Origin of the sequence: Acinetobacter sp. YH12099 (assembly GCF_013419195.1) — a bacterium.
Lineage (GTDB): Bacteria > Pseudomonadota > Gammaproteobacteria > Pseudomonadales > Moraxellaceae > Acinetobacter > Acinetobacter towneri.
In genome coordinates this window covers 23,080-46,266 of record NZ_VPAP01000002.1, presented here as the reverse complement: position 1 = coordinate 46,266, position 23,187 = coordinate 23,080, and the positions used below count along the sequence as shown (strand labels likewise).

The following is a 23,187-nucleotide window of genomic DNA, read 5'->3' as shown; positions in this document are numbered from 1 at the left end:
ACTTTAAGATGCTTTAGTTTAAAATTTGAAACTTAAAACTGACTTAAAATTGTGGGCTGAATCTGTTGTAGTTTTATTTGATTAACTTTGAAGATAGAAGGGCAGAGTAAAACTTGAAGTGCGACATAAACCACCTAATTAATTTAAAGGGTTTATGGAGTATATAAAATTGTCATACCATCATCTTAACTTTGAAGATCGTACTGCATTAATGCTTGAGTCAAGAAAAGAAGGCTTTTCACCCAGAAAATTTGCTGAACTTATTAAAAGACATCCTAGTACGATCTATCGTGAACTTAAAAGAAATAGCATCAATGACGTTTATCAAGCTCAATATGCTTCTGATAACACCTTCGCTAGACGTAGACGTGGTCATAGAAAACTCAAAATCGATTCAATCCTCTGGAAATTTATTGTTGAAGCGATCCGTTGTTTATGGTCTCCTCAGCAAATAGCAAAGCGTTTAAAGAGATTTCCTGATTTGGATCAAACAATGAATGTAAGCCATACAACGATTTATTCAACTATACGAGCATTACCAAAGGGTGAGCTGAAAAAAGACTTACTATCCTGTCTGCGTCATGAAAATAAAAAGCGAAAAGCTAACGGTGAACCTAAAAAAGATTCTATATTACAGGATATTAAAACTATTCATGAGCGCCCAGCCGAAGTTCAAGAAAGAAAAATACCAGGTCATTGGGAAGCCGATTTAATTAAAGGTAAAGACAATAAAAGTTCGATAGCAACACTTATTGAACGAAATACACGGCTCTGTATCTTGGCAACATTACCTGCTGCAAAGGCAGAATCAGTGCGCAAGGCTTTAACTGAAGCTCTGAAATATTTACCCGCAGAACTGCGTAAAACATTGACCTATGACCGTGGACGTGAGATGTCAGAACATAAAATTCTCGAAGAAGATTTAGGCATAGATGTATATTTCTGTGACCCACATTCGCCATGGCAGAAAGGCACATGCGAAAATATGAATGGTTTAATTAGGCAGTATTTACCTAAAGGGATTGATTTAAACCAGGCAGATCAGCATTATTTAAATCAAGTTGCCATGTCACTGAATACTCGCCCTAGAAAAGCGTTAGATTGGCTTACACCATTAGAGAAATTTGCTCAGCTTGTTGATTATCATAAGGCTTTTGAAACTGTCGCACCTCATGTTTGAATTCGCCAAGTTTTAGAGATATAAACTTTGCATGGATAAGCTGTTCATTCATGTTATTTCTGAAGCTTGCCCTATCTCTGAACATATTTTTATCCAAAGATAGGGCAGATTTTTATACTGAGTTTTCTAGATTTTAAGCCACAGCGACATGGAACATTGAACCAATCCACGCACTGAATACCATGGCGACAATACCCCAGATCATGACACGCAATGCACCTTTCCACATACTTGCGCCACCGACATAGCTGGCAAGCGCACCCATAACCCCTAGACTGATTACACCGACCAACATCACGCCTTTGTCTAACAGATGTTCAGGTAAGAGTAAAATAGACACCAACGGGAATAATGAACCTACAGTAAATGCCAATGCCGATGAAAAAGCTGCCATAAATGGCTGCGCTGAGGTGTGTTCTAAAATACCAATTTCGTCACGGGCATGGGCATCTAGAGCATTGTGAGCAGTCAGTTGTATGGCAACTTGTTCTGCCAATTCGGCATCTAAACCACGAATCATATAAATATTGGTGAGTTCTTTTAGTTCATGCTCTGGATTGAGTTTTAATTCGCGTGCTTCCATCGCAAGGTCATTTTGTTCAATGTCTTGTTGAGATTTCACCGAAATATATTCACCTGCTGCCATAGAAGCAGCGCCCGAAATTAAGCCTGCAATACAGGTAATTAACAATGTTTGAGAAGATGCACCACTGGCTGCCATCCCCACGACCAAACTGGTCACAGAAATGATCCCATCGTTCGCACCCAATACTGCAGCACGTAACCATCCAGACCGTTCAATATAGTGTTTTTCGAGGTGGTAAGAATGTGGCATAGATCAAACTCTCTTGTTATTCAATTTTCGTTTATTGATGTGTGATATAGCATAAATCATTCTAAAAAATTTATCGTTTAAAAATGAGAGGTATTTCACAAAATAGATGAAGTCGTAATGTGGTTTTTGAGTTTGAGCTTGGAGTTTTTTATAAAATTTCCTTAAATTTCAACCTTTAAATGCCTTAAAAAATGATCAATAGCTTGTAAGATGATAAAAGAGATTGATTCAATCAGGCTTGCAAGTAAATAGGAAATATCGTGATGTCTTTTCAGAATATTGTGGTACCTGTAGTGAGCGAAGTCAGTCTAAAAACCATTCATCGGTTGGGTGCAGGGTAAAGTATGCCTAAATTATCTCGTGACTTAGTATCGCCAGACGTATTTGATTTAAAGTCATTTATTTCTCCTCGCATTAGGGGTAGATGTCGCACTTGCAGAAGTCATACGTGGACACGGTACAATTTATGATGCAGAAGTCTGTGATGCTGCGGTTCGTTTAATTAATGAAAAAGGGTATGAATTACCGCGCTAAAATATGCGTAATGAATAGTGCTAAAACTTGATTGTTGTGCAGTTTATCGGAGAGATTCTTAAAAAGTGTTAAATTTATCTCGTAAATTGTTTAGAATATCTATCAATTCAAATTGTGTTTATATATAATACGCTCCCATAAAGTAACAGATATTCCAAGTTTCCCCCCACACTTCCCCAAAGTGTGAGTTTTTTTATGCTATGTATTAAAAAGATAGGGATGTAGATTTCCTAAGTTAAATTTAAGCTGACAGATACAACAATGGTTTCTAACAAGTGGATAACTGTCAGGTCTTGTTTGAATGGGGGAAGCTTAATTCCAAATCACTTCCCCAATTCAATATCTTTCAAAATCACACAATCTGCCTGTTCATCGCCAGAGCAATGATCTGCAGAGCTTTGCAACCAGTTCGCCATTTCCTGTAATTGCGTAATCTTCTGTTTTAAGGTTTCAATATGTTTAAGCGTGAGTTGCTTCACTTCTGCACTTTGTCGGTCAGCATTTTTCCATAAACCTAGCAATTCTTTCATTTGCTCAGAAGAAAACCCCAAATCCCGTGCATGCTTAATAAAAGACAAAGTTTTTAAATCTTGCTCAGAATAAATCCGATAACCCGAAGCAGAGCGTTTGGCGGTATCCAGTAAACCAATTTGCTCATAATAACGAATCATTTTGCTGGAAATACCCGATAGCTTAGAGGCTTGACCAATATTCATGTGACTTCTCTCATAAAAAGGGCGTAGAGCAATCTTCTAAACCCTTTTGTATGTTGCATTTAAATCTGTGCTGCTTGGAAATATTTTAAACGGAGCGCATTACCCAATACAAACACTGAAGATAATGCCATCGCGCCTGCAGCAAAAATAGGCGAGAGCAAAATACCTGCAAACGGGTATAGCACGCCTGCAGCAATTGGAATCAAGGCAATATTATAAATAAATGCCCAAAATAGATTTTGACGAATATTGCGGATGGTGGCTTTACTCAAAGCAATTGCATTGGGCACACCTTGTAAATTGCCCGACATCAACACCACTTCGGCTGCTTCAATCGCAACATCTGTGCCTGTGCCAATCGCAATTCCAACATCGGCTTGTGCCAAAGCAGGGGCATCATTAATACCATCACCCACAAAAGCCACACGTCCAAATTGCTGTTGTAATTCACGTACAACATCGACCTTGCCTTCAGGTAAAACCTCGGCCACCACATGATCAATCTGTAAACGTGCAGCAATTGCCTGAGCCGTATGTCGGTTATCTCCCGTAATCATCGCCACTTTTAAACCCAGTTGATGCAACGCTGCAATAGCAGCAAAAGTCGTGTCTTTAATTGGGTCTGCAACGGCAACAATGGCTGCCAGTTGTTGATCAATCGCCATATAAATTGGTGTTTTGCCTTCTTGTCCTAAACGTGCAGCTTCTGCATTAAAAGCGCTAACATCTAGCCCAATTTGTTGCATATAACGGTCTGCACCAATCTGAATACGTTGACCATTCACCAGTGCTTCAATACCTGAACCTGTGATGCTGTCAAATTCGGTAACAGGCAGTAAACTGACTTGCTTTTCTGTTGCAGCTTGCACAATCGCCAATGCAATAGGATGCTCAGACTTCGCTTCTACCGATGCCAAAAGTGCAAAGACCTGATCTGCATCAAAACCCGATTGCACATGAAAATCGGTTAATGTTGGTTTGCCTTCGGTGAGCGTTCCTGTTTTATCCACCGCGACCACTTTAACATCTTGCAAAAGCTGCAAAGCTTCGCCTTTACGAAACAGCACGCCCATTTCTGCGCCACGACCTGTTCCCACCATAATTGAAGTCGGTGTGGCTAAACCCATCGCACATGGGCAGGCAATAATTAGAACAGCGACTGCATTGACTAAACCAAAGGTTAGGGTAGGTTCTGGGCCAAAAATAAACCACACAATAAAAGTAAGTGCAGCCAATAACATCACGGCAGGTACAAACCACATGGTCACTTTATCCACCAAGGCTTGAATAGGTAATTTAGAGCCTTGCGCCTGCTCGACCATGCGAATAATTTGCGCCAACACCGAAGCTTCACCAATGGCAGTGGCACGAATATTTAGTGTGCCATTTTGGTTGATGGTGCCACCTACGACTTGATTGCCTATTTGTTTGGCTACAGGAACAGGCTCACCTGTAATCATTGACTCATCTATATAACTATGACCTTCGATCACTTCACCATCTACAGGAATGCGCTCACCTGGGCGGATTTCGACAATGGTATTGGAGCTGACTTCCGCCACTGGCACTTCAATGATTTGACCATCCCGATGAATACGTGCAGTTTTAGCTTGCATGCCAATTAAATGCTGAATGGCTTGCGAGGTGCGACCTTTGGCTTTGGCTTCAAAATAACGACCCAGCAAAATCAAACTGACAATCACTGCCGCAGCTTCATAATAAACATGCACTGTGCCTTCGGGTAAAAGCTGCGGCATAAACGTTGCCACCAATGAAAAACTGTATGCAGCCAAAGTTCCTACCGCCACCAAAGAGTTCATATCAGGCGCAAAATGTAACAGCGCTGGAATCCCTTTTTGATAAAAACGACGTCCTGGTAACAGCAGCACCAATGTGGTTAAAGCAAATTGAATCAACCAACTTTGTTGTTGCCCAATATTGTGCATCACCCACATGTGAAAGGCAGGAATCATGTGTGATCCCATTTCCAGAATAAACACAGGCAAGGCTAAAATCAGTGAAATTACTAAATCACGTTTCAGTTGTTGCTGTTCCAGATTCTTTTTATCGTGTTGTTCGTTAGAGTCGTGTTGCAGCAGTTTGGCGTCATAACCTGCTTTTTGAATCGCTCGAATCAGGTCTTGGCTAGAAACTGTGGCATTCGGTTGAATCCATGCGCGTTCAGTCGCCAAATTGACATTGGCTTGTTCTACACCAGACACTTTCTTTAAGGCTTTTTCGACACGTGCTACACACGAGGCACAGGTCATGCCATCAATAGACAGTTCTATTGGTTGAATGGCAGCTACATCAAAACCTGCACGTTGCACTGCCTTAATGAGCAGTGCACGGTCTAAAGGTTGCGATGCGTGAATCAGTGCTTTTTCTGTTGCAAGATTCACTTCAGCTTTTTCTACACCATCGACTTTTTTTAAGGCTTTTTCGACACGCCCGACACATGAGGCACAGGTCATGCCTTCTATAGACAAAGTTTCCTGATAGGGAGAGGCATTTGGGTGTTTTGCGTCCATGGTCGTCTCTATAATTTGGAGGATGTGTTTAGCATATAGATTGACACGATGGTAAGGTCAAGTAAATTTTAGCCCAAAATAGGCTTGACCTTGCCAGCATGGTAAGCTTTAAACTACAGTTCAACAAAGGCAGAAGTGTGGAGTTCGCAATGAAACTATTGATTGAAAATATGACTTGTGGCGGTTGTGCACGTGGTGTCACGGCAACCATTCAAGATGTTGATCCTGCTGCAAAAGTTGAAGTCGATTTAGCGACTAAAATTGTGACCGTGGAAAGCACTGCAACAGTAGATCAAATTACCGCTGCATTGGCAGAAGATGATTTTCCTGCACAAGTTCAATAAAACTGCATCATCTAAGAAGCTCCGAGTGAGCTTATCGTAAGGTCAATTGGTCAACTGACGAATTGACCTATTTTTTTGCCTGCCGATTTTTTTCTCGTTGTTTTTTGATGTGACCAACTGAATACATTTTGATCACGAAGATGCTAAACCAAGCCAATCAGAAGCTGAGATTTTCTAACTTCAAGCTGAGTTTCATTCATTCAGGGCTGAAATCTACTGAATGAACTATGTGCTGTCCTCTAAAATATACTCTTCAATATTTATCGGAATAAAAATATTTTTTGGTTTTAACTTGTTGTTATTGAAATATTTATTTTAATTTTTAAATTTAAGGGATAACAGAAAAACCATCATTTTTAGATGTTTTGCTGCATATTTTAAATTAAGGTGAATAAAATTCACTTTGGACTGAGGTTAAATCATTTTTATTCACTTTGTCGTTCCAGTATAAATACCCTCATTCAGAAATTTTAACTTTTTAAATTTGGGTAGTAGATCATCATGACAAAGCCATTCACCTGTTCAATTAAACGTATTCGTTTTGACGAAAACTATGAACCTGCTAACAACACGCGTTTAACCACCAATTTTGCAAATTTGGCGCGTGGTGAAAGCCGTCAGGAAAATTTACGCAGAACTTTAGCGATGATCAATAATCGTTTTAACTCGCTGGCATCTTGCGATAACCCAAAAGGTGATCGTTATTCGCTTGAAATCGACATTATTTCTGCAGAAATTGATATTGAAGGAAATGGCAAAACTTTTCCATTCATTGAAATGCTAAAAAGTACGATCACAGATCATCAAACAAATGAACGTATTGAAGGCATGATTGGCAACAGTTTTTCATCGTATGTTCGTGATTATGATTTTAGTGTGGTCTTGCCAGCATTAGGCTGCAAAGTAAATGAAAAGCCTGAAAGTTTTGGTGATTTACATGGCAAGCTTTATCAGCATTTGGTCAGTTCAGCAGTGTTCCAAGCTGAGTTTCAAAAACAACCTGTGATTTGCCTGAGCGTATCAACCACAAAAACTTATTATCGTACGACCAATGTGCATCCTGTCTTAGGTACAGAATATAAAAATGATGAATATTCAAGAACCGATGACTATTTTGAAAAAATGGGTTTAACCGTGCGTTACTTCAAACCTGAAAATAGCAATGCACCGCTTGCGTTCTATTTTTCTGGCGATTTACTGCATGATTACACAGATTTTGAGTTGATCAGTGCCATCAGTACTATGGAAAGTTTCCAGAAAATTTATCGTCCTGAAATTTATAACACCAACTCACCTGCAGGCGAGGTCTATCAGCCAAGTTTGAATTATCAGGATTATTCATTAACCCAAGTTGTATATGACCGTGTTGAGCGAGGTCAGTTGGCAGTCAAGCAGGGCAAATGGACTGAAGAAAACTTTATCAAGCCTTATCAAGATATTCTTGAACAATGGGCTGCCAAGTTCGTGCCGCTACATGCTGCCAATCAAGAACGTGTTGCTTAACTTAAAATACAGATAGAAGATTCAAAATGGCTATTTTATTACCGACCTCAACGGCTGGCAGTTTACCTAAACCTTCGTGGCTCGCAGAACCTGAAAAGCTTTGGTCAGCTTGGAAATTAACAGGGCAAGAATTACTGGACGCAAAACAAGATGCGCTGCGTCTATCACTGCATGAACAACAGCAAGCAGAGATTGATATTGTGAGTGATGGGGAGCAAACCCGTCAGCATTTTGTCACCACCTTTATTGAACACCTTGAAGGTGTCGATTTTGAAAAACGTGAAACAGTCAAAATTCGTGATCGTTATGATGCCAGTGTCCCTTCTGTGGTGGGTGCAGTTTCTAGGCAAAAACCAGTCTTTGTTGAAGATGCCAAATTCCTGCGTTCACTGACAGATCAACCCATCAAATGGGCGTTGCCTGGTCCTATGACCATGATTGATACTTTATACGATGCGCACTACAAGAGCCGTGAAAAACTGGCGTGGGAATTTGCCAAAATCCTGAATCAGGAAGCGCGTGAACTTGAAGCAGCAGGCGTGGATATCATCCAGTTTGATGAACCTGCGTTTAATGTGTTTTTTGATGAGGTGAATGACTGGGGCGTGGCAACATTAGAGCGCGCGTTAGAAGGTTTGAAATGTGAAACAGCCGTGCATATTTGCTATGGCTATGGCATTAAAGCCAATACCGATTGGAAAAAAACACTCGGCTCAGAATGGCGTCAATACGAAGCAGTTTTCCCAAAACTACAGCAGTCTAATTTGGATATTATCTCACTGGAATGTCACAACTCACGTGTTCCGATGGATTTGCTTGAACTTATCCGTGGTAAAAAGGTGATGGTGGGTGCGATTGATGTCGCAACGAATACGATTGAAACAGCCGATGAAGTTGCAGATACATTGCGCAAAGCATTGCAATTTGTCGATGCTGACAAGTTGTACCCATCGACTAACTGTGGAATGGCACCATTGAGTCGTCAGGTTGCACGAGGCAAGTTACAGGCTTTGGCTGCTGGTACGAAGATTATTCGCCAAGAATTATCTAGTTAAGCGTTCGATCAGGCGAAGTGAATTCAAGCCAAGTGAATTTAAGTTAAGTGAATCAGGGATGCTTTTTCAGGCAAAAAGCATCCTTTGAACTTTCTAAAAAAGTTGAGTGTTGGAATACGGTGATGGTTAAAGCAACAGACTTCAAAAATGCAATGTCTTTCTTATCAAGTGCAGTCAATGTAGTGACGACAATGGGAGATGCAGGACGTCATGGTTTTACTGCATCTGCGGTATGTAGCGTGACAGATACACCGCCAACATTATTGGTGTGTATGAACAAATCATCGCGTTCTCATCTCAGTTTTTTAGAGAATAAAGTGCTGTGTGTGAATGTGCTAAATGCAGAACAAGAACATCTTTCTAATGCATTTGCCTCATCAAAATTGAGTTCCGATGAGCGTTTTAAGCAGGCTGAATGGGCAGCTTTGGAAACAGGTGCTCCTATATTAAAAAATGCATTGGTCAGTTTTGATTGTGAAATTTCACAAATTCAAGAAGTGGGGACGCATACTATTTTTATTTGCCCAATTGTTGCTATTCAAAAAAATCAACAAGATCAGGCGTTGGTTTATTTTAATCGTCACTATCATCAAGTTGGTGAAACTGAGTTTGTTTAATTCGCTATAAAATATTGCAATATGCGATAATCAGTTTATACTTGATTTATAGCAAAATGCGATAAAATATTATGCATGTGATCACCCACGCTAGAATTATAGAGGCAATGCACAAGTGGCCACAGGCTGAAACAGCACTCGATGGTTGGTATCGAATTATTAAGGCAAATGATCCGAAAGACTTTGCCGAAATGAAGCAGTTATTTCCAGCAGTTGATAAAGTTGGAAAGTTTCATGTATTCGATATTGGTGGGAATAAGATTCGACTTATTGCTGTTGTGATGTATCAGGCAAAGCGTGTGTATATTCGTCATGTGTTATCCCATAAAGAATATGACAAAGGTCATTGGAAGGAGGATTAGTATGAACGCAATGATTAAACAGGCTGTAGATCACTGGCACTACGTTGCTCCTTTGCTGAGTAAACCAGAAAATGAAAAAGATTTTCATGCACTTGTCGAGGCTTTAGATGAGCTTTTAGATATTGTTGGTGATGATGAAACGCATCCTTTAATGGGGCTGATTCATCAACTCGGTGACTTGGTTTCTGTTTATGAAAATGAACACCTGCCTATTCCTCATGGAGATGGTCGTGCTGCTTTAGCTTTTTTGATGGCGCAACATGGATTAGGTCAATCTGACTTGGCAGAGGTTGCAACTCAATCTGTGATTTCGGAGATTTTAAGCGGCAAACGCCAGTTGAATATTCGTCATATTAAAGCGCTGTCTGAGCGGTTTAAGGTTTCTGCTGATACATTTTTCTAAACGATTTTATATTTTTTAGACATTTTATTTTTAGATATTTAAAAATAAATAGCTCCGAAGATGCCGCTGCATGTCGTTACCCTGAACCCGAAAAAGTTCAAGGCGGACGCGACGCATACTTGCTGGGTTTCCCATACGAGATGGGCATACGCTCTAAATATGCAGAACACAATCCTAAGATTAAAGTATCGGCAGGGATATAGACTCGCTGGCGAACACCTCAGAGTTAGAATTAGTATAACCCATCTCAGTTGCTTGGCAACTCATGTTCACGAATTAACTATAAAGATAGAGCTTGTTTGCATAGCCTTTATGCAAACTTAAGTCAAAAAAACACCACTTAAGTAAGGGCTTCAACTTCTTGCAAAATGGTGCTGAGTAAACGCTCACAATGCTCATAATGCTGCAAAGATTTATTCATAGAAAGAACCTCTTGCATCAACTCTAAAGCCACCACAATAATCAGTTTGCTCGGTTCCATATTGGGCGCTTTACGACGAAACTCATCATAGCGTTCATTCAATAATTGTGCCGCACGCTCTAAATCTTCTCTTTTTTCTTCAGTTGTGGCTAAACGGAAACTATGTCCTAAAACACGTAAATCAATTGGAATTTGAACTGACATATTAACCTTCCTCACTCACTTCGGCAGGGTGGGCAAGTTGTTGAATTTCTTGCGCATGATGATCTTGAGCTGTACCTAAAATTGCAAGACGCTGAATAATGGCTTCCACTTTGGCTTTTGCATGCTCATTTTTTTGTAACAATCTTTCACGTTCTTGTTTGAGTGTCTGAATTTCGTGCTGATTTAAACGCTGATCATTCAGCATTTTTTCTTTTAAAATGCGTAATTCATTGCGCTCAGCCAAAATTTCCTGAAAGCGGTTTTTCAAATCAGTACAGCTTTTTTCCAAACGACTGTAACGGTCTGCCAGTGCTGTCGCATCTTGATTTAACTGCTGTAATTGCGCTTGCGTGCTGCTTAATTGCTCAGTCAGATTCTCAATTTCATCTTGCTTGGCAGTAATGATGCCGTTTCTTTGAACAATTTGAGCATGATGCTGTTCCTCAGCAGTTTGCTTGGCTGTGCTGAGGGCGGCATTTTCACTTTCATAATGATTAATTCGTGTTTTTAAAACACCAATATACGCTTGTAGACGCTGTAATTCTTCTAACATATCGTGGTCGCACAGTATTGCAAACAAAGGTAATATATACGAAGTATAGAGATTGGATAAACGAATGCAAGACGATATTTCAGGTTGGTCGGAATGGTTCCGCAATTTTTCTAACATTGAAGAAATTTCAAGCCCAAGTGAGTTACATGGCTTGCTGACAGGTATAGTTTGTGTGACAAATGCACCAACCGAAACCGAATGGCAGCAGATTTTAGAAACTTTAAATGTGCCAGAATTAGAGCCAGCCGCACTCTCACTTTTAACCGATGAATCAGAAGATGTCGCACATGCCTTGTCTGAAGATGAGTTGGATCATTTGCCGTTGTTGCCAGATGATGAACATCTTTTACAAGAACGTGTGCAAGCTTTGGCGGATTGGTGTGCAGGCGTCGTGCTTGGGTTTGGTTTAGCTTCTGGGCATATTCGTTCAGATGAAATCGAACTGATTGAGCATTTACAAGATGTCGCTGCGGTTGAATTTGAAGATTCAGACAATGATGAAGAAGGCGAAGAAAGCTATCAGGAATTGTATGAATTTGTACGTTTGATTCCTGTGAGTTTATCTGTAGGACGTAAAAAAGTGCCTGTAGAAGAAAGCTCTTTATTGCAAAACTTACATGCTAAGTCGCGTCAACAAACCGTACAAACAACACAAAACGCAAGTGCTGTTGTTGAAATGTTTACGCCACACCGTCCGAGTTAATCGGGCGTTGTGTGCCTAAGTTAAGTCGGTGTAAGGTGCTTTAAGTCATTACAACAATCATATTTTCATCATTTTATATATGTAGACCGTATTTATGAAAAAACTGACTCAAGTCGAATTTAAAGAACGTCGTGATCAACTTGCAGAACTGATGGGACCCAATAGTGTCGCAATTATTGCAACCAGTCCTGTGGCAATGCGTAATCGTGATGCAGATTATAAATATCGTGCCGACAGCAGTTTTTTCTATTTAACAGGTTTTGCTGAACCTGAAGCAGTTGCGGTGATTGAAACCTATGAATCAATTGATGAAGGTTATACCTACACGTTGTTCTGCCGTGAACGTAACCGTGAAATGGAAATCTGGAATGGTTATCGCGCAGGTTTAGAAGGTGCAATTGAGCTGTTTGAGGCAGATGAGTCTTTTGCAATTGCGCAATTAGATGCAGAAATCATCGCCAAAATTGTCAATAAAGACACGTTGTACTATCGCTTGGGGCATCAGACTGAATTTGATGTACGTGTTGCGGCATGGAACCAACAAGCTGATGCACAACATCGTCAAGGCAATACTGCACCTGCCAAAATTGTTCAGTTAGATCGTTTGCTGGATGAAATGCGTTTGCATAAAACTGAGTCTGAATTGGAACTGATGCAAATTGCTTCAAATATTAGTGCAGAAGCACATACTCGTGCCATGCAAACAGTAAAAGCAGGCATGATGGAATATGAGCTAGAAGCTGAACTGAATTATATTTTTGGTAAAAATGGCTGCGTACCTGCCTATAACAGTATTGTCGGTGGTGGTGAAAATGCCTGCATTTTGCATTATGTCGAAAATGACAAAGTGCTTAAAGATGGCGATTTAGTCCTGATTGATGCAGCCTGTGAATATCAGTGCTATGCCTCAGATATTACCCGTACTTTTCCCGTGAATGGTCAATTCAGTCCAGAACAAAAAGCACTGTATAACATTGTATTGGATGCGCAAATTGCAGCAATTGAAGCTGTACAAATTGGTAACTCCTATAAAGAACCACACCATGTTGCGGTGCGTATTTTGGTGCAAGGTTTGCTTGATCTAGGCATTATGCAGGGCAATTTAGAAGAAATTATTGCTTCGGAAAGTTATCGCCAGTTTTATATGCACGGTACAGGGCATTGGTTGGGCATGGATGTGCATGATGTCGGCAGCTATAAACACGGTGAAGACTGGCGTGTTTATGAAGAAGGTATGGTGGTGACCGTTGAACCGGGTCTATACATTGCACCCGATGATGAAACGGTAGATGCTAAATGGCGTGGTATAGGTATCCGTATTGAAGATGATATTGTTGCGACTGCGAACGGGCCATTGAATCTGACTTCAAAAGTGGTGAAAACCGTAGAAGAGATTGAAGCATTGATGGCAAAAGCTAAATCTGCTTAATTGGGTCTAATCAAAGCTGGTCAAGTGATCAGCTTTTTTATTAGAAAGCGCGTGTAAATTTTGAGTATGTAAATAATTTTTAGTCTTTGATCCGCTTTTTTGCTTCATCATAAACAATGTTATCAGCACGCTTTCCAACGGTAATGAGCAAAATAACGACCTGATCATCTTTGACCTGATAAATAAGTCGGACACCCGCTTTTAATAATTTGATTTTATAGCAGCCAGCAAGATCACCTTTAAGCATGTTCTTTGGAATATGTGGCTGCTCAATGACTTTGGCTAATTTTTTCTTGAATTGGTCGCGGATAGCACTCGGAAGCTTTTCCCATTCTGCAGTGAAGTCCTTATGACGTAAAAGATTATAAGTCATCTAATGTGACTTCCTCGAACATCTCTTTAGGATCATTCATGCGTTTACGGACAAGTGCCAATAGTTCAGCATCTTCTTCTGAAAGCAACGCTTTCTGTACTGGAAGCTTTCCAGTCGTTGCCACATATTCAAGAATATTGGTAAAGAAATCGGTAGGTGAGATACCTTGTTCTTTAAGGATTGAATAAGATTTTTCTTTAAGGGCTTCATCGACCCTGAAATTAACAGTAGCCATCACTTCTCTCAGTTATTGAATGTATGGAAATATTGTAATGCAATATGCATTACAAAGATAGTTTGTATAATAACCATTATGTGAGATCATTTTTATCGTTGAGCTTATTCTAAAATCAATCATCAGCCATCAATAATACTAAGTATTGAATTTATCTTCTCTTGTATCATACATGGCTCGGAGCAAGAAGATGAGGGACTAATAATTATAGTTTGAATTGGACATTTGCAAGAAGTCTAATCATCTTCCATAGCTTCAACACTAATTCATTATAAAAATAAATGACTTTGCGGTAAGATAAAATCCATTACAGATTATACGTATTTCGATTGAATCTTTTGAAGTCGAATACCTCATAAAAAGGATCAAGGCATGCAACAAGAAGTGATCATTGTAGGCGGTGGTATGGTCGGGCTAAGCTTAGCCTTGATGTTGGCTAAGTCAAACATTGCAGTGAAGTTGCTAGAAGCGATTCAATACCCCAATTATGACGATGCCAGCCTTGCGCCGTATCATTCCAGTTTTGATGCACGTAACAGTGCCTTGTCGCGTCGCAGCGTACAAATTTACCAAGAGCTAGGTTTATGGGATGCCTTGCAAGAACATGCTACGCCTATTTTAGAAGTTCAAATTACCGAACAAGATAGTTTTGGCAAGGCACGTTTATTGGCCGAACAAGAAAAAGTCGAAAGCTTTGGTCAGGTGATTGAAAATGCATGGTTAGGTCGAGTGTTGTTGACCGAAGTACGTAAACAACCTTTGATTGAATTGATTGATGGTGTGCAGGTCACCAGTCTTAAACAAGATGCAGATTTTGCCTATATTGAAGCGGTACGTGGTCAGGAACAATTACAGCTTGCTGCCAAACTACTGATTGCTGCCGATGGTCGTGATTCTTTCTGCCGTAAAGCCTTGGGCATTGGTGCATCGGAACATGATTATGACCAAGTAGCGATTGTGACCACAGTGCAAACCTCCAAGCCGCATGCGCATGTGGGTTTTGAGCGTTTTAGTCACTTAGGGCCTTTGGCGTTGCTGCCCCTGCCAGGTGAATATCGCCGTTCTGTGGTGTGGCCTGTGCCAAAAGGTACAGAACATGAATGGATTGGCGATGAAAATGATCAACACTTTTTAAATGCCTTGCAACAAGCCTATGGTGACCGTGCAGGGAAGTTTGAAAAAACAGGACGTCGTTTTAGTTTTCCATTGTCACAAGTTCTGGCAGAAAAACAGGCGGTTGGTCGCGTTGTACTGATGGGTAATGCAGCGCATACCATTCACCCAGTCGCAGGGCAGGGCTTTAACTTGTGTATGCGAGATGCTTACGTATTATTGCGTTATCTCACCGAACAGGCGGCACAGTCAGCAGATTTAGGCGATGCTGCAATGCTGCGTGACTATGAACAATCGCGTTTGAAAGATCAACAGCGAGTCATTAAATTCTGTGACAGCGTGGTACGTGGATTTAGCAATCAAAACCCAATCCTGAAATTTATGCGTAATACAGGCTTAGTCGCGTTTGATACCATTCCAGGCATTAAACCTTTGGTCGCCAATTATGCCATGGGGTTAAAAGCATGATCACAGCAAATCAACAAACGCAAGTGTTAGATGTCGTCATTATTGGTGGCGGCTTGGTGGGAGGCTTAACTGCACTTTTATTGGCACAAGGGGGTGTGCAGGCTACAGTTTTAGATGCCGCACCTATTTTAGATGCAGAGAAAACCCTTGCAGTTGCCAATCCGCGTGTATTGGCTTTAAGTCAGGCCACCATCCACCTGTTAAAAACAGTCAATGTCTGGTCTAAACTGGCGCGACATATGCCGTATAGCGGCATGCAGGTTTGGAATAAAAATGGCTATGGCGAAATTAACTTTGGGGCAAGTAACGAACGTACACCCGCTATTGAGCAGGCTCTGGGTTCAATGGTCGAGCCAAGCATTTTAAATCTAGCGATTCAGCAGCAAATGTTGCAACAAGTGCAAGATTATCGAACGCAAGTCAAAGTGACCCGTTTAGAGCGTGGTGTTGGCGTTTGGCACATTTATTTGGCCGATGGTACACAATTACAGACTAAGCTAGTCATTGGCGCAGATGGTGCTAACTCCTTTGTGCGCGAACAAGCCTTTATTGATTTTGATGTGTTGGATTATCGTCAGGCAGGTCTAACCTGTGCAATTCGTACTGCGCAGCCGCATCAGCATGTTGCACGTCAAATTTTCTTAGAAACTGGTCCTTTGGCCTATTTACCGATGGCAAGTTTACACGCCGAGCAGGAAGGGCATTGGCAGTCGATTGTTTGGACTTTGCCTGATGACTATGCCGAAGAATATGCCAAACTGAATGATGACGACTTTACCCAACTTTTGACTCGTGAAAGTCATCACATGCTTGGGGAAGTCTTAGAGGCAACCCCACGTGCTATTTTCCCACTGAAAGCACGTGCAGCGCAGCGTTATGTGCAAGATGGTTTGGCACTTATTGGTGATGCCGCGCATGTAATTCATCCGCTTGCAGGGCAGGGCGTGAATATTGGTTGTCTGGATGCAGCCGTACTGTGCGATGTGTTGTTGCATGATTTCAAACGTGGTGTTTGGGCGCATGAGCAAACTTTAAAGCGTTACGAGCATCGTCGTAAAGGACAAAATGATGCCATGATGCATAGTATGTCTGCGATTGGCTGGATGGAAACCACCACTTTATTCCCTATGGTGTGGGCACGTAACTTTGGTTTAAAACAGGTGGAGCAGCTGCCTGCGTTAAAAGATGCCTTTATGTCACAAGCCAGTGGATTAAGCCTGCTTAAAGACACACGCTACGCGGTTTAAAGCAAAACAGTCGTTTTTTGTACGGTCATACATACCTGATTACGAATTTGGTTAAAAAAGATACGTTTTTTTTAATCTAGACTCTATGCGAAAGGCCAAGAGATTGCTAAATTTCATCGTAATTCATAACCAGTTTTCACTTGGACTAAATTGAAGTCATTTGTGGGGAGATTAAGATGACGGACATGAACGATTACGATGATGTAGAAGATTCAACTGTAGACGAAGATGAAGCGAAAGCGGCTGAAAAAGGTGCAGCAGAATCAGAAGAAGGTGCTGTAGATGGTGATCTTGCAGAAGCAGAAACTCTCACTGTAACTGCCAAACTAAAACAGCGTCAGGCATTGGAAGATGAAGTGGCTGCATTCTTGGCGCGTGGCGGAAAAATTACCGAAGTGCCACCAGATGAGTCTGCGCGCGACTAATCTGTTGAACGTGCTTGCTGAACTTGTTGATTGAATTTATTCGTTGAACTGTTGAGTGAGTTAGGGCGGGATGCTTACTATGCAGGCTGCTCTAATGTTTATCACTTCAAGATAAAAAAAGCATCACCTTGTATAAAGGGTGATGCTTTTTTTATGCGCGATGATCGTCATCACTGTTATTGCTCAATCGGCTTATTCAGCTGCTTGGCTTAATTCCAACGCACGTTGATAGGCAATTTTCTTTTTAATCCCTGTTAGATCAGCCGCCAATTGTGATGCTGCTTTTACCGATAAATCTTGCAACAAACGCTGCAATAATTGATCTAATTTTTCTTGTTCCATGTCTTTTTCTTCGCTCGCTCCCCCCACCACCAATACAATTTCACCTTTTTGTTGATGATGATCTGCTGCGATAAATTCAGCCAATTCACCTAAAGTCATTTTTTTAATGGTTTCAAAGGTTTTGGTGATTTCACGGGCAAAGCCAACAGGGCGATCTGCACCAAACACGGCAGCCATATCTTTGACTGAATCTAAAATTCGATGTGGTGCTTCATAAAAAATCAGGGTTTGGGTTTCATCTTTTAGCTTTTCAAGTTGTTGTAATCGCTGTGACTGTTTAGAAGCGAGAAATCCCTGAAAACTAAAGCGATCACTTGGTAAGCCAACCGCACTGAGCGCTGCAATGGCTGCACATGCACCCGGCACAGGAATCACACGAATACCATTGGCTTGTGCTGCACGAACCAGTTTAAAACCTGGGTCGCTAATCAGTGGTGTACCTGCATCGCTAATGAGCGCAATATCTTCGCCATTGAGTAATTTTTGGACTAAAATATCAATCTTGTTGCTTTCGTTGTGTTCATGGCAGGCTGTAAGCGGAGTTGAAATATTAAAATGTTTCATTAATTGTGCAGAGGTGCGGGTATCTTCAGCGGCAATTAGGCTGACCGATTTGAGCACATCAATTGAACGGTAGCTCATATCATCTAAGTGACCAATTGGGGTAGCAACAACAAATAACTGGGCACTCATTGAGTTTTCTCCGTGGGAAATAGCAAACTAAAATAAAAATGATGGAACACGAAACAACAGCAGTATTGGCTTGCGTCTGATACAAGTTACAGACCAAGCGCTTATTCTACCTGAATTGCAGTCTGGCGTGTGAAACTCGCGTCATCGCACTTCAGCGAATACTACGATTGCGCACCATAACAAAATAAAAAAAATCGGATATAGCATGAATCAAAAAACACTGCAGCAAAGCATTGGCACATGGGCAGAGCAGACGGCTTGGCAATATTTACATCAACACGGTTGGCGTATGCTGGAGCAGAATTATCACAGTGTTTTTGGTGAAATAGATGGTATTTTTATTCAAGCAGAACAACTGATTTTTGTAGAAGTTAAAGCGCGTTCGCAAACTGGCTATGGCAAAGCCTACGAAGTGGTGTCTGCATCTAAGCAGCGTAAAATTATGAAAACCGCCATGCAGTTTTTAACAGAATATCCACACTATTCAGAATATTATTGTCGTTTTGATGTGATTTGCTTTGATTTTTCTCAGCAATTTGCAAAAACAGTACAGCAAGACTTTTCCAAATTCCCGTATGATTTGCAATGGATTGAAAATGCTTTTACTTTTGATGCAGACTTGATTAATCTTTGAGTGAAATTTAAAGCAAAAGCATCAGTCGGTGTATTGTTGATCGTGCAAATCTAAGGATGAAATGCACAGCACAAGCCAGAATTGAAAGAAAATAATAGGAGTCTTGCTGAGTGTTCAAGCGTATTGCAGTGACCTTGCTGTGTGTAGCAAGTTTATCGGGTTGTGCAAGTTTTATTTCAAGTGGCACAGGCACTGCGCCAGTGGGTACAGAAAGTGGTGCACGCTCACTTGGGCAAGTGTTTATAGATAACTCTATTGAACGTACTGCAAAAATTAATTTATATAAACTGGATTCACGTTTTAAACAATCACGTGTCAATATAGAAAGTTTTCATGGCAATGTGTTGTTGACAGGGCAAGTGCCTGACGCGCATTTAAAACAGTTGGCAGAAGACAATGTGCGTGCCATGAGTGATGTAAAAACCATCCACAATTATATTACAGTGGGTAATCAAATCAGCTATAGCACCATTATGCAGGACACCACGGTTACTGCAAATACCCGTGGTTTGATTATGAAAGCACCTGTGGTGTCAGACAGCAAAGTGCGTGTTCATACCGAAGATGGTGTGTTGTATGTGATGGGACGTTTAAACAATGCAGAATTGCAGGATTTAAACCAAGTGCTACAACAAGTGGGCAATGTCACTAAAATTATTACCCTGATTGATAATATTGAGCTACAACCGAGCAACAATGCGAACTTTGTCAGCCCAATGGTTGCTCCAGAAACACAAACGCCAGTCGCGATTGACCCAGATCAGGTTGAACCGACACATGTTCAATAATGTGGAACACTGGTTTAAACAACTGAATAAAACTTTAGAACAGGCGAAACGTATTTATGAAGAATTTCGCCTGTATGATTTGGGCAGCTATGCGCTGAACCGTTTAACGCCACGTCAGGGTTATACCGTTCAAAGCAATATTGCTTATGGTTTACGCGCACGGCATCGTTTGGATTTGTACCGCACCATAACACCACGCCCGCAGCGTCCACTCATGGTGTTTGTGCATGGTGGGGCATGGTCACGTGGCGATAAGCAGGATTATCGTTTTGTGGGCGAAGCTTTTGCAAAAGAAGGCTTTGATGTTGCGGTGATGAACTATCAACTCGCGCCACAGCATATTTTTCCCACCTATATTGATGATTTAACTCTTGCACTGAATTACTTGACTCAGCAGCAACACAAACTGGGTATTTCTACGGCACAGGTGGTATTGATGGGACATTCGGCTGGGGCATTTAATGTGATGTCCTTGTTGTACCATCCCCAGCCCTATGCTTTAAGCTGTAAAGATCACATTCGTGCGATTATTGGTTTGGCAGGGCCTTATCATTTTGATTATAAGGATGATCCGCTATGTGCCGATGCCTTTGATCAAGAGGTGCCGTATCAGGATGTGATGCCGTATTATTTTGTGGAGCCGAATTCAGTCAAACACTATTTATTGGTGGCAGAAAAAGATCAAATTGTGGGGGCAAGTAATGCCACAGACTTCGACCACGTATTAAAGAAATATGGCAATCATAGTGAAATTATTGTCATTCCAAAAACAGGGCATGTCAGTGTTATGGCATCGGTGTCGAGTTTGTTTAGTCGTTTCTTTGCGACCAAACGCCAAATTATGCGTGCTTTAGATCTGGCACTTAAAGATGCGTGATGTTGATTGATCTTCTGTGGAAAATGGTAATTAAAAAAACCGTTGCAGCTTATGGGGTGCAACGGTTTTTTAAATGCAAGATTGCGAATTAGACTTATAGCCAAGCTTTGGTGTCATCTGCCACAGGCGTGCCTTGGGTCACATGCATAATCATGGCATGGGCGATACTGCCTTTAAATGGAATATCAGGCAGTTGATCAAACTTAAAGAACTGTGCATCACGAATTTCTTCTTCCTGTAACTGAATTTCACCGCCTGCATATTCAGCTTTAAAGGCGATCATTAAGTTACTTGGAAAAGGCCACGGCTGGCTGGCAAGATACTGAATATTTTTAAGTTGTACGCCAACTTCTTCAAAAGTTTCACGACGTACTGCTTCTTCGAGTGTTTCACCCACTTCAACAAAGCCTGCGATTAAACCGTAAATGGGCAGTTTATTGCGTGCATTACGCGCCAATAAGACTTCATCTTCACCACGAGTAATCACGGTAATGACACATGGATTTACGCGCGGATATTGGTGATAGCCACAAGCCGGGCAGACCATGGCATATTGAGTCGCATGGACTTCGGTTTTATGACCGCAATGGCTGCAGAATTTGTGGTTGCGACGCCATTCGAGTAACTGAATAGCACGGCTGGCTTGTTCAAACTGTTGGGTGTTCCAGACTTGTAAAAGTTGTCGGATAGGCACCAGTTGAAAGCCTTCAGGAATGGATTCATCTTCAAGCAGATCTCGGGCAATCACTTGATCACCCGAGCTAAAACTTAAATCACTTGCCAACTTTTCCACACGTGGTAATTGGAAGTTTTCATCGACCAAAAGTTGTTGTTGCTGAAAAATATATGCAAGTGAGAGTTCAGTCATTAGGCTACAGTTTTCAATTTTTCACTACTGTCCAATGCTACCTTAAACATGCTTTGTAGAACAGGTTGTTTGTTCTTTAAATTGTCAATCAGCATGTCTGCACTGGCAAGCGTATCTAAGATATTGTTGACTTGTTCAGCAGTTAAGTTTTGTCCTGCTTCGACTTGTGCATGCACAAAATCTGCAGATACTTTCAGTGCTTTTTGACCACTTTCAGCATTCAAGAACAACATTGCCCCTGCAACTTCACGAATTTGCGCTGAAGTATGCTCTAAATCTGCAACACTTTGAGTTTGTAGGTGCTGTGTCAGTGTTTGCGTGATTAAGTCAATCAGTAACTTGGTTTCAGTCAGCAAGGCTTCGTGTGCTTCATCTAAACGATCTAGCGAAATGTTCATGTTATTCACACGTAACTGCAAACGGCTAGAGGTGTGGTGACGTTCAAGCACACCGATTGAGTTCATGGCCGATAAAATCACGTTCATTAATTGCTGGGCAAAGTTTTCATCTTTGAGTAATTCAGGACGGCTTAATGATTCAGCTTGGCGTTGTAAGTCCAAATGCGCTTCATTTAAGTTCAAGACTTTAAACAAGTTTGCTAACTCTGTTAATTTGCCTTGTAATTCCAGCGTTTTTTCAGGACTCATGTTTTGATAGTTGTATTCAATATCATTGCGAATTTGTGTCATTTCTGTGGTGACCAAATCGCTAATGGTATGCATGGTGTCAAAATCTGGACCATATAAATGACGGCTGAATACTTGGAGCTGCATGTCGGTGAGTAAGTCTTCACCAATATTCATTTGACTGCGAATATGTTGAGAAATTTCATCTTCTTGACTAATACACAGGCTCAACACATTCGCAAGATCAGACAAGCTGGCGGTAAAGCTTTCTGGCGTAGCAAAGTATTGACGCATATTGTGCTCAATACTAATAAAAGTACGCAAACGTGGCTCATTCAACAACAAGTTATCAATATGGTTAAAGGCAACGTGTACTAAGCCCCAATATTGCTGACTCGGATGTTGTTCTGCCAAACCTGCCAAATACGTTCCTACCAGTTTAATCGCTTGAAGATCCATGGCAGATTCTTCTTGCTTGAGCAGCTTATGTAATGACAGTTTATATAAGCGATGCACATAAGCCGACTTTTCTAAAGAAGGCACTTGCGGCAATTGGAAACTTGGAGTGATGCAGTCCAATAAAGTTTCAATATGCTGACCTTCCTGAGTCAATGGTTTACCCAATGCCAATTCTAAACGGTTTAAAGTGTCGAGTAGGAATTGTGGAATTTTAACTTCACGTAGGCAAATAAACTCAATATAACGCTTGAGCATGGTGGTGCCTTCGCTAAGTGCAATGACTTCCAGCGTGTTGATATTGCTTGGATTCCCCATAATTTTACGCATCAGCTCTGCTGAGTATTGCGCAATTTTTGCCAAGCTTTCCATATCAATTAAGGCTAAAACCTGAGCACACTGTTCAAACTGATTCAGTGCATCATCAATCCCAAAAGGCAAAGTTTGATCTTCTGCTAAGGTGCTTACTGCGGATTCAACCAGTTTGATAGAATTATCAACCTCATTTTTTATTATCAGTAAGGCAGTTGGATCAAAATGTATAGAGGTTTGGTAAGACATGGATCTGCACCTTTCCTAGTGTTTTATCTGTTTGTTGGTTCTTTGCAAAATACACAAAGTCCTATTTGCTTTAACTATAACTGAACTGGCA

General features: G+C 41.0%; 25 protein-coding genes and 1 other RNA gene. 15 read left to right on the top strand and 11 right to left on the bottom strand.

All coding sequences use genetic code 11. The features are described from left to right. Nucleotides 1–211: 211 nt before the first annotated feature. Nucleotides 212–1,180, top strand: coding sequence for an IS30 family transposase (locus FTU39_RS01900; protein ID WP_257224386.1), 969 nt, complete (start codon nucleotides 212–214; stop codon nucleotides 1,178–1,180). Nucleotides 1,181–1,313: 133 nt separating this feature from the next. On the opposite strand, the gene FTU39_RS01895 is transcribed toward FTU39_RS01900, so the two are convergent. From FTU39_RS01895 to FTU39_RS01885, 3 genes are all read right to left on the bottom strand, one after another. Then, entirely contained in the window at nucleotides 1,314–2,015 is a 702-nt protein-coding gene (locus tag FTU39_RS01895) for a VIT family protein (protein ID WP_096902719.1), read from the bottom strand. A gap of 857 nt (nucleotides 2,016–2,872) precedes the next feature. Continuing rightward, on the bottom strand, nucleotides 2,873–3,265 hold the full coding sequence (gene cueR / locus FTU39_RS01890) for a Cu(I)-responsive transcriptional regulator (protein ID WP_004970532.1): 393 nt from the start codon (nucleotides 3,263–3,265) through the stop codon (nucleotides 2,873–2,875). Between the two features lie 59 nt (nucleotides 3,266–3,324). Continuing rightward, nucleotides 3,325–5,796, bottom strand: coding sequence for a heavy metal translocating P-type ATPase (locus FTU39_RS01885; RefSeq protein WP_180051647.1), 2,472 nt, complete (start codon nucleotides 5,794–5,796; stop codon nucleotides 3,325–3,327). 149 nt (nucleotides 5,797–5,945) lie between these two features. Here FTU39_RS01885 and FTU39_RS01880 point away from each other — a divergent pair, with 149 nt between their 5' ends. The 6 genes from FTU39_RS01880 to FTU39_RS01855 all read left to right on the top strand — a co-directional run bounded on the left by FTU39_RS01880 (nucleotide 5,946) and on the right by FTU39_RS01855 (nucleotide 10,080). Beyond that, complete coding sequence (locus tag FTU39_RS01880) at nucleotides 5,946–6,140, top strand: heavy-metal-associated domain-containing protein (protein WP_004970528.1); 195 nt, start codon at nucleotides 5,946–5,948, stop codon at nucleotides 6,138–6,140. Nucleotides 6,141–6,641: 501 nt separating this feature from the next. After that, nucleotides 6,642–7,643 carry a putative oxygenase MesX gene (locus tag FTU39_RS01875; RefSeq protein ID WP_154320486.1) on the top strand — a complete coding sequence of 334 codons (1,002 nt, stop codon included), beginning with the start codon at nucleotides 6,642–6,644 and terminating at the stop codon, nucleotides 7,641–7,643. A 26-nt stretch (nucleotides 7,644–7,669) separates the two neighbouring features. Then, nucleotides 7,670–8,698 carry a methionine synthase gene (locus FTU39_RS01870; RefSeq protein ID WP_004970525.1) on the top strand — a complete coding sequence of 343 codons (1,029 nt, stop codon included), beginning with the start codon at nucleotides 7,670–7,672 and terminating at the stop codon, nucleotides 8,696–8,698. Between the two features lie 122 nt (nucleotides 8,699–8,820). Then, nucleotides 8,821–9,315, top strand: a complete 495-nt coding sequence (locus FTU39_RS01865; protein WP_004970523.1) for a flavin reductase — start codon at nucleotides 8,821–8,823, stop codon at nucleotides 9,313–9,315. A gap of 71 nt (nucleotides 9,316–9,386) precedes the next feature. Next, nucleotides 9,387–9,677: a type II toxin-antitoxin system HigB family toxin gene (locus FTU39_RS01860; RefSeq protein WP_019836372.1), complete on the top strand. Its 291-nt coding sequence runs from the start codon at nucleotides 9,387–9,389 to the stop codon at nucleotides 9,675–9,677. Between the two features lies 1 nt (nucleotide 9,678). Continuing rightward, the gene (locus FTU39_RS01855; RefSeq protein ID WP_004970519.1) at nucleotides 9,679–10,080 is read left to right on the top strand and encodes a type II toxin-antitoxin system HigA family antitoxin; all 402 of its coding nucleotides are present in this window, start codon (nucleotides 9,679–9,681) and stop codon (nucleotides 10,078–10,080) included. Between the two features lie 47 nt (nucleotides 10,081–10,127). Here FTU39_RS01855 and ssrS read toward each other — a convergent pair. The 3 genes from ssrS to FTU39_RS01840 all read right to left on the bottom strand — a co-directional run bounded on the left by ssrS (nucleotide 10,128) and on the right by FTU39_RS01840 (nucleotide 11,258). Next, nucleotides 10,128–10,310, bottom strand: a non-coding RNA gene (ssrS, locus tag FTU39_RS01850) — 6S RNA. Between the two features lie 110 nt (nucleotides 10,311–10,420). Further along, nucleotides 10,421–10,705, bottom strand: a complete 285-nt coding sequence (locus FTU39_RS01845) for a cell division protein ZapA (RefSeq protein ID WP_004970518.1) — start codon at nucleotides 10,703–10,705, stop codon at nucleotides 10,421–10,423. Nucleotide 10,706: 1 nt separating this feature from the next. Then, nucleotides 10,707–11,258 carry a hypothetical protein gene (locus FTU39_RS01840; RefSeq protein WP_154320487.1) on the bottom strand — a complete coding sequence of 184 codons (552 nt, stop codon included), beginning with the start codon at nucleotides 11,256–11,258 and terminating at the stop codon, nucleotides 10,707–10,709. A 64-nt stretch (nucleotides 11,259–11,322) separates the two neighbouring features. Here FTU39_RS01840 and FTU39_RS01835 point away from each other — a divergent pair, with 64 nt between their 5' ends. Together FTU39_RS01835 and pepP are read left to right on the top strand one after the other, a co-directional pair. Further along, entirely contained in the window at nucleotides 11,323–11,961 is a 639-nt protein-coding gene (locus FTU39_RS01835; protein WP_179990344.1) for a UPF0149 family protein, read from the top strand. Nucleotides 11,962–12,055: 94 nt separating this feature from the next. Beyond that, entirely contained in the window at nucleotides 12,056–13,390 is a 1,335-nt protein-coding gene (pepP, locus tag FTU39_RS01830) for a Xaa-Pro aminopeptidase (protein ID WP_154320488.1), read from the top strand. Nucleotides 13,391–13,469: 79 nt separating this feature from the next. Here pepP and FTU39_RS01825 read toward each other — a convergent pair whose 3' ends face one another. Both FTU39_RS01825 and FTU39_RS01820 read right to left on the bottom strand, forming a co-directional pair. Then, nucleotides 13,470–13,763 carry a type II toxin-antitoxin system RelE/ParE family toxin gene (locus FTU39_RS01825; protein WP_004970510.1) on the bottom strand — a complete coding sequence of 98 codons (294 nt, stop codon included), beginning with the start codon at nucleotides 13,761–13,763 and terminating at the stop codon, nucleotides 13,470–13,472. Continuing rightward, nucleotides 13,753–13,998, bottom strand: a complete 246-nt coding sequence (locus tag FTU39_RS01820) for a type II toxin-antitoxin system RelB/DinJ family antitoxin (RefSeq protein ID WP_004970507.1) — start codon at nucleotides 13,996–13,998, stop codon at nucleotides 13,753–13,755. The genes FTU39_RS01825 and FTU39_RS01820 overlap by 11 nt, the downstream gene beginning before the upstream one ends. A 372-nt stretch (nucleotides 13,999–14,370) precedes the next feature. Between FTU39_RS01820 and ubiH the strand changes: the two genes are divergently transcribed. From ubiH to FTU39_RS01805, 3 genes are all read left to right on the top strand, one after another. Beyond that, nucleotides 14,371–15,579, top strand: coding sequence for a 2-octaprenyl-6-methoxyphenyl hydroxylase (ubiH, locus tag FTU39_RS01815; RefSeq protein ID WP_179991267.1), 1,209 nt, complete (start codon nucleotides 14,371–14,373; stop codon nucleotides 15,577–15,579). After that, a complete protein-coding gene (locus FTU39_RS01810) occupies nucleotides 15,576–16,826 on the top strand; it encodes an FAD-dependent monooxygenase (protein ID WP_180051646.1) in 1,251 nt (416 codons plus the stop codon). Before ubiH ends, FTU39_RS01810 begins: the two co-directional genes overlap by 4 nt. 176 nt (nucleotides 16,827–17,002) lie before the next feature. Beyond that, complete coding sequence (locus FTU39_RS01805; protein ID WP_004972644.1) at nucleotides 17,003–17,251, top strand: hypothetical protein; 249 nt, start codon at nucleotides 17,003–17,005, stop codon at nucleotides 17,249–17,251. A gap of 192 nt (nucleotides 17,252–17,443) precedes the next feature. Here the strand turns inward: FTU39_RS01805 and rsmI are convergent, their stop codons facing one another. After that, a complete protein-coding gene (rsmI, locus tag FTU39_RS01800; RefSeq protein ID WP_179991266.1) occupies nucleotides 17,444–18,286 on the bottom strand; it encodes a 16S rRNA (cytidine(1402)-2'-O)-methyltransferase in 843 nt (280 codons plus the stop codon). A 205-nt stretch (nucleotides 18,287–18,491) separates the two neighbouring features. Here rsmI and FTU39_RS01795 point away from each other — a divergent pair, with 205 nt between their 5' ends. From FTU39_RS01795 to FTU39_RS01785, 3 genes are all read left to right on the top strand, one after another. Continuing rightward, nucleotides 18,492–18,920, top strand: a complete 429-nt coding sequence (locus FTU39_RS01795; protein WP_004972647.1) for a YraN family protein — start codon at nucleotides 18,492–18,494, stop codon at nucleotides 18,918–18,920. Nucleotides 18,921–19,030: 110 nt separating this feature from the next. Continuing rightward, entirely contained in the window at nucleotides 19,031–19,708 is a 678-nt protein-coding gene (locus FTU39_RS01790; RefSeq protein WP_136143977.1) for a BON domain-containing protein, read from the top strand. Beyond that, nucleotides 19,698–20,585 carry an alpha/beta hydrolase gene (locus FTU39_RS01785; RefSeq protein WP_180051645.1) on the top strand — a complete coding sequence of 296 codons (888 nt, stop codon included), beginning with the start codon at nucleotides 19,698–19,700 and terminating at the stop codon, nucleotides 20,583–20,585. Before FTU39_RS01790 ends, FTU39_RS01785 begins: the two co-directional genes overlap by 11 nt. Before the next feature lie 94 nt (nucleotides 20,586–20,679). Here FTU39_RS01785 and nudC read toward each other — a convergent pair whose 3' ends face one another. Both nudC and FTU39_RS01775 read right to left on the bottom strand, forming a co-directional pair. After that, complete coding sequence (gene nudC / locus FTU39_RS01780) at nucleotides 20,680–21,453, bottom strand: NAD(+) diphosphatase (RefSeq protein WP_096902169.1); 774 nt, start codon at nucleotides 21,451–21,453, stop codon at nucleotides 20,680–20,682. After that, nucleotides 21,453–23,096: a chemotaxis protein gene (locus FTU39_RS01775; RefSeq protein ID WP_096902171.1), complete on the bottom strand. Its 1,644-nt coding sequence runs from the start codon at nucleotides 23,094–23,096 to the stop codon at nucleotides 21,453–21,455. Before FTU39_RS01775 ends, nudC begins: the two co-directional genes overlap by 1 nt. Nucleotides 23,097–23,187 lie beyond the last annotated feature (91 nt).

What these genes read in the sequence shown, in the direction of transcription:
- FTU39_RS01795 (WP_004972647.1), top strand. Translation starts at nt 18,492, where the DNA reads ATGAATCAAAAAACACTGCAGCAAAGCATTGGCACATGGGCAGAGCAG.
- FTU39_RS01810 (WP_180051646.1), top strand. Translation starts at nt 15,576, where the DNA reads ATGATCACAGCAAATCAACAAACGCAAGTGTTAGATGTCGTCATTATT.
- pepP (WP_154320488.1), top strand. Translation starts at nt 12,056, where the DNA reads ATGAAAAAACTGACTCAAGTCGAATTTAAAGAACGTCGTGATCAACTT.
- FTU39_RS01855 (WP_004970519.1), top strand. Translation starts at nt 9,679, where the DNA reads ATGAACGCAATGATTAAACAGGCTGTAGATCACTGGCACTACGTTGCT.
- FTU39_RS01900 (WP_257224386.1), top strand. Translation starts at nt 212, where the DNA reads ATGCTTGAGTCAAGAAAAGAAGGCTTTTCACCCAGAAAATTTGCTGAA.
- FTU39_RS01825 (WP_004970510.1), bottom strand. Translation starts at nt 13,763, where the DNA reads ATGACTTATAATCTTTTACGTCATAAGGACTTCACTGCAGAATGGGAA.
- ubiH (WP_179991267.1), top strand. Translation starts at nt 14,371, where the DNA reads ATGCAACAAGAAGTGATCATTGTAGGCGGTGGTATGGTCGGGCTAAGC.
- FTU39_RS01875 (WP_154320486.1), top strand. Translation starts at nt 6,642, where the DNA reads ATGACAAAGCCATTCACCTGTTCAATTAAACGTATTCGTTTTGACGAA.
- FTU39_RS01870 (WP_004970525.1), top strand. Translation starts at nt 7,670, where the DNA reads ATGGCTATTTTATTACCGACCTCAACGGCTGGCAGTTTACCTAAACCT.
- FTU39_RS01860 (WP_019836372.1), top strand. Translation starts at nt 9,387, where the DNA reads ATGCATGTGATCACCCACGCTAGAATTATAGAGGCAATGCACAAGTGG.
- FTU39_RS01895 (WP_096902719.1), bottom strand. Translation starts at nt 2,015, where the DNA reads ATGCCACATTCTTACCACCTCGAAAAACACTATATTGAACGGTCTGGA.
- FTU39_RS01805 (WP_004972644.1), top strand. Translation starts at nt 17,003, where the DNA reads ATGACGGACATGAACGATTACGATGATGTAGAAGATTCAACTGTAGAC.
- cueR (WP_004970532.1), bottom strand. Translation starts at nt 3,265, where the DNA reads ATGAATATTGGTCAAGCCTCTAAGCTATCGGGTATTTCCAGCAAAATG.
- nudC (WP_096902169.1), bottom strand. Translation starts at nt 21,453, where the DNA reads ATGACTGAACTCTCACTTGCATATATTTTTCAGCAACAACAACTTTTG.
- FTU39_RS01845 (WP_004970518.1), bottom strand. Translation starts at nt 10,705, where the DNA reads ATGTCAGTTCAAATTCCAATTGATTTACGTGTTTTAGGACATAGTTTC.
- FTU39_RS01820 (WP_004970507.1), bottom strand. Translation starts at nt 13,998, where the DNA reads ATGGCTACTGTTAATTTCAGGGTCGATGAAGCCCTTAAAGAAAAATCT.
- FTU39_RS01885 (WP_180051647.1), bottom strand. Translation starts at nt 5,796, where the DNA reads ATGGACGCAAAACACCCAAATGCCTCTCCCTATCAGGAAACTTTGTCT.
- FTU39_RS01865 (WP_004970523.1), top strand. Translation starts at nt 8,821, where the DNA reads ATGGTTAAAGCAACAGACTTCAAAAATGCAATGTCTTTCTTATCAAGT.
- FTU39_RS01840 (WP_154320487.1), bottom strand. Translation starts at nt 11,258, where the DNA reads ATGTTAGAAGAATTACAGCGTCTACAAGCGTATATTGGTGTTTTAAAA.
- FTU39_RS01785 (WP_180051645.1), top strand. Translation starts at nt 19,698, where the DNA reads ATGTTCAATAATGTGGAACACTGGTTTAAACAACTGAATAAAACTTTA.
- rsmI (WP_179991266.1), bottom strand. Translation starts at nt 18,286, where the DNA reads ATGAGTGCCCAGTTATTTGTTGTTGCTACCCCAATTGGTCACTTAGAT.
- FTU39_RS01880 (WP_004970528.1), top strand. Translation starts at nt 5,946, where the DNA reads ATGAAACTATTGATTGAAAATATGACTTGTGGCGGTTGTGCACGTGGT.
- FTU39_RS01775 (WP_096902171.1), bottom strand. Translation starts at nt 23,096, where the DNA reads ATGTCTTACCAAACCTCTATACATTTTGATCCAACTGCCTTACTGATA.
- FTU39_RS01835 (WP_179990344.1), top strand. Translation starts at nt 11,323, where the DNA reads ATGCAAGACGATATTTCAGGTTGGTCGGAATGGTTCCGCAATTTTTCT.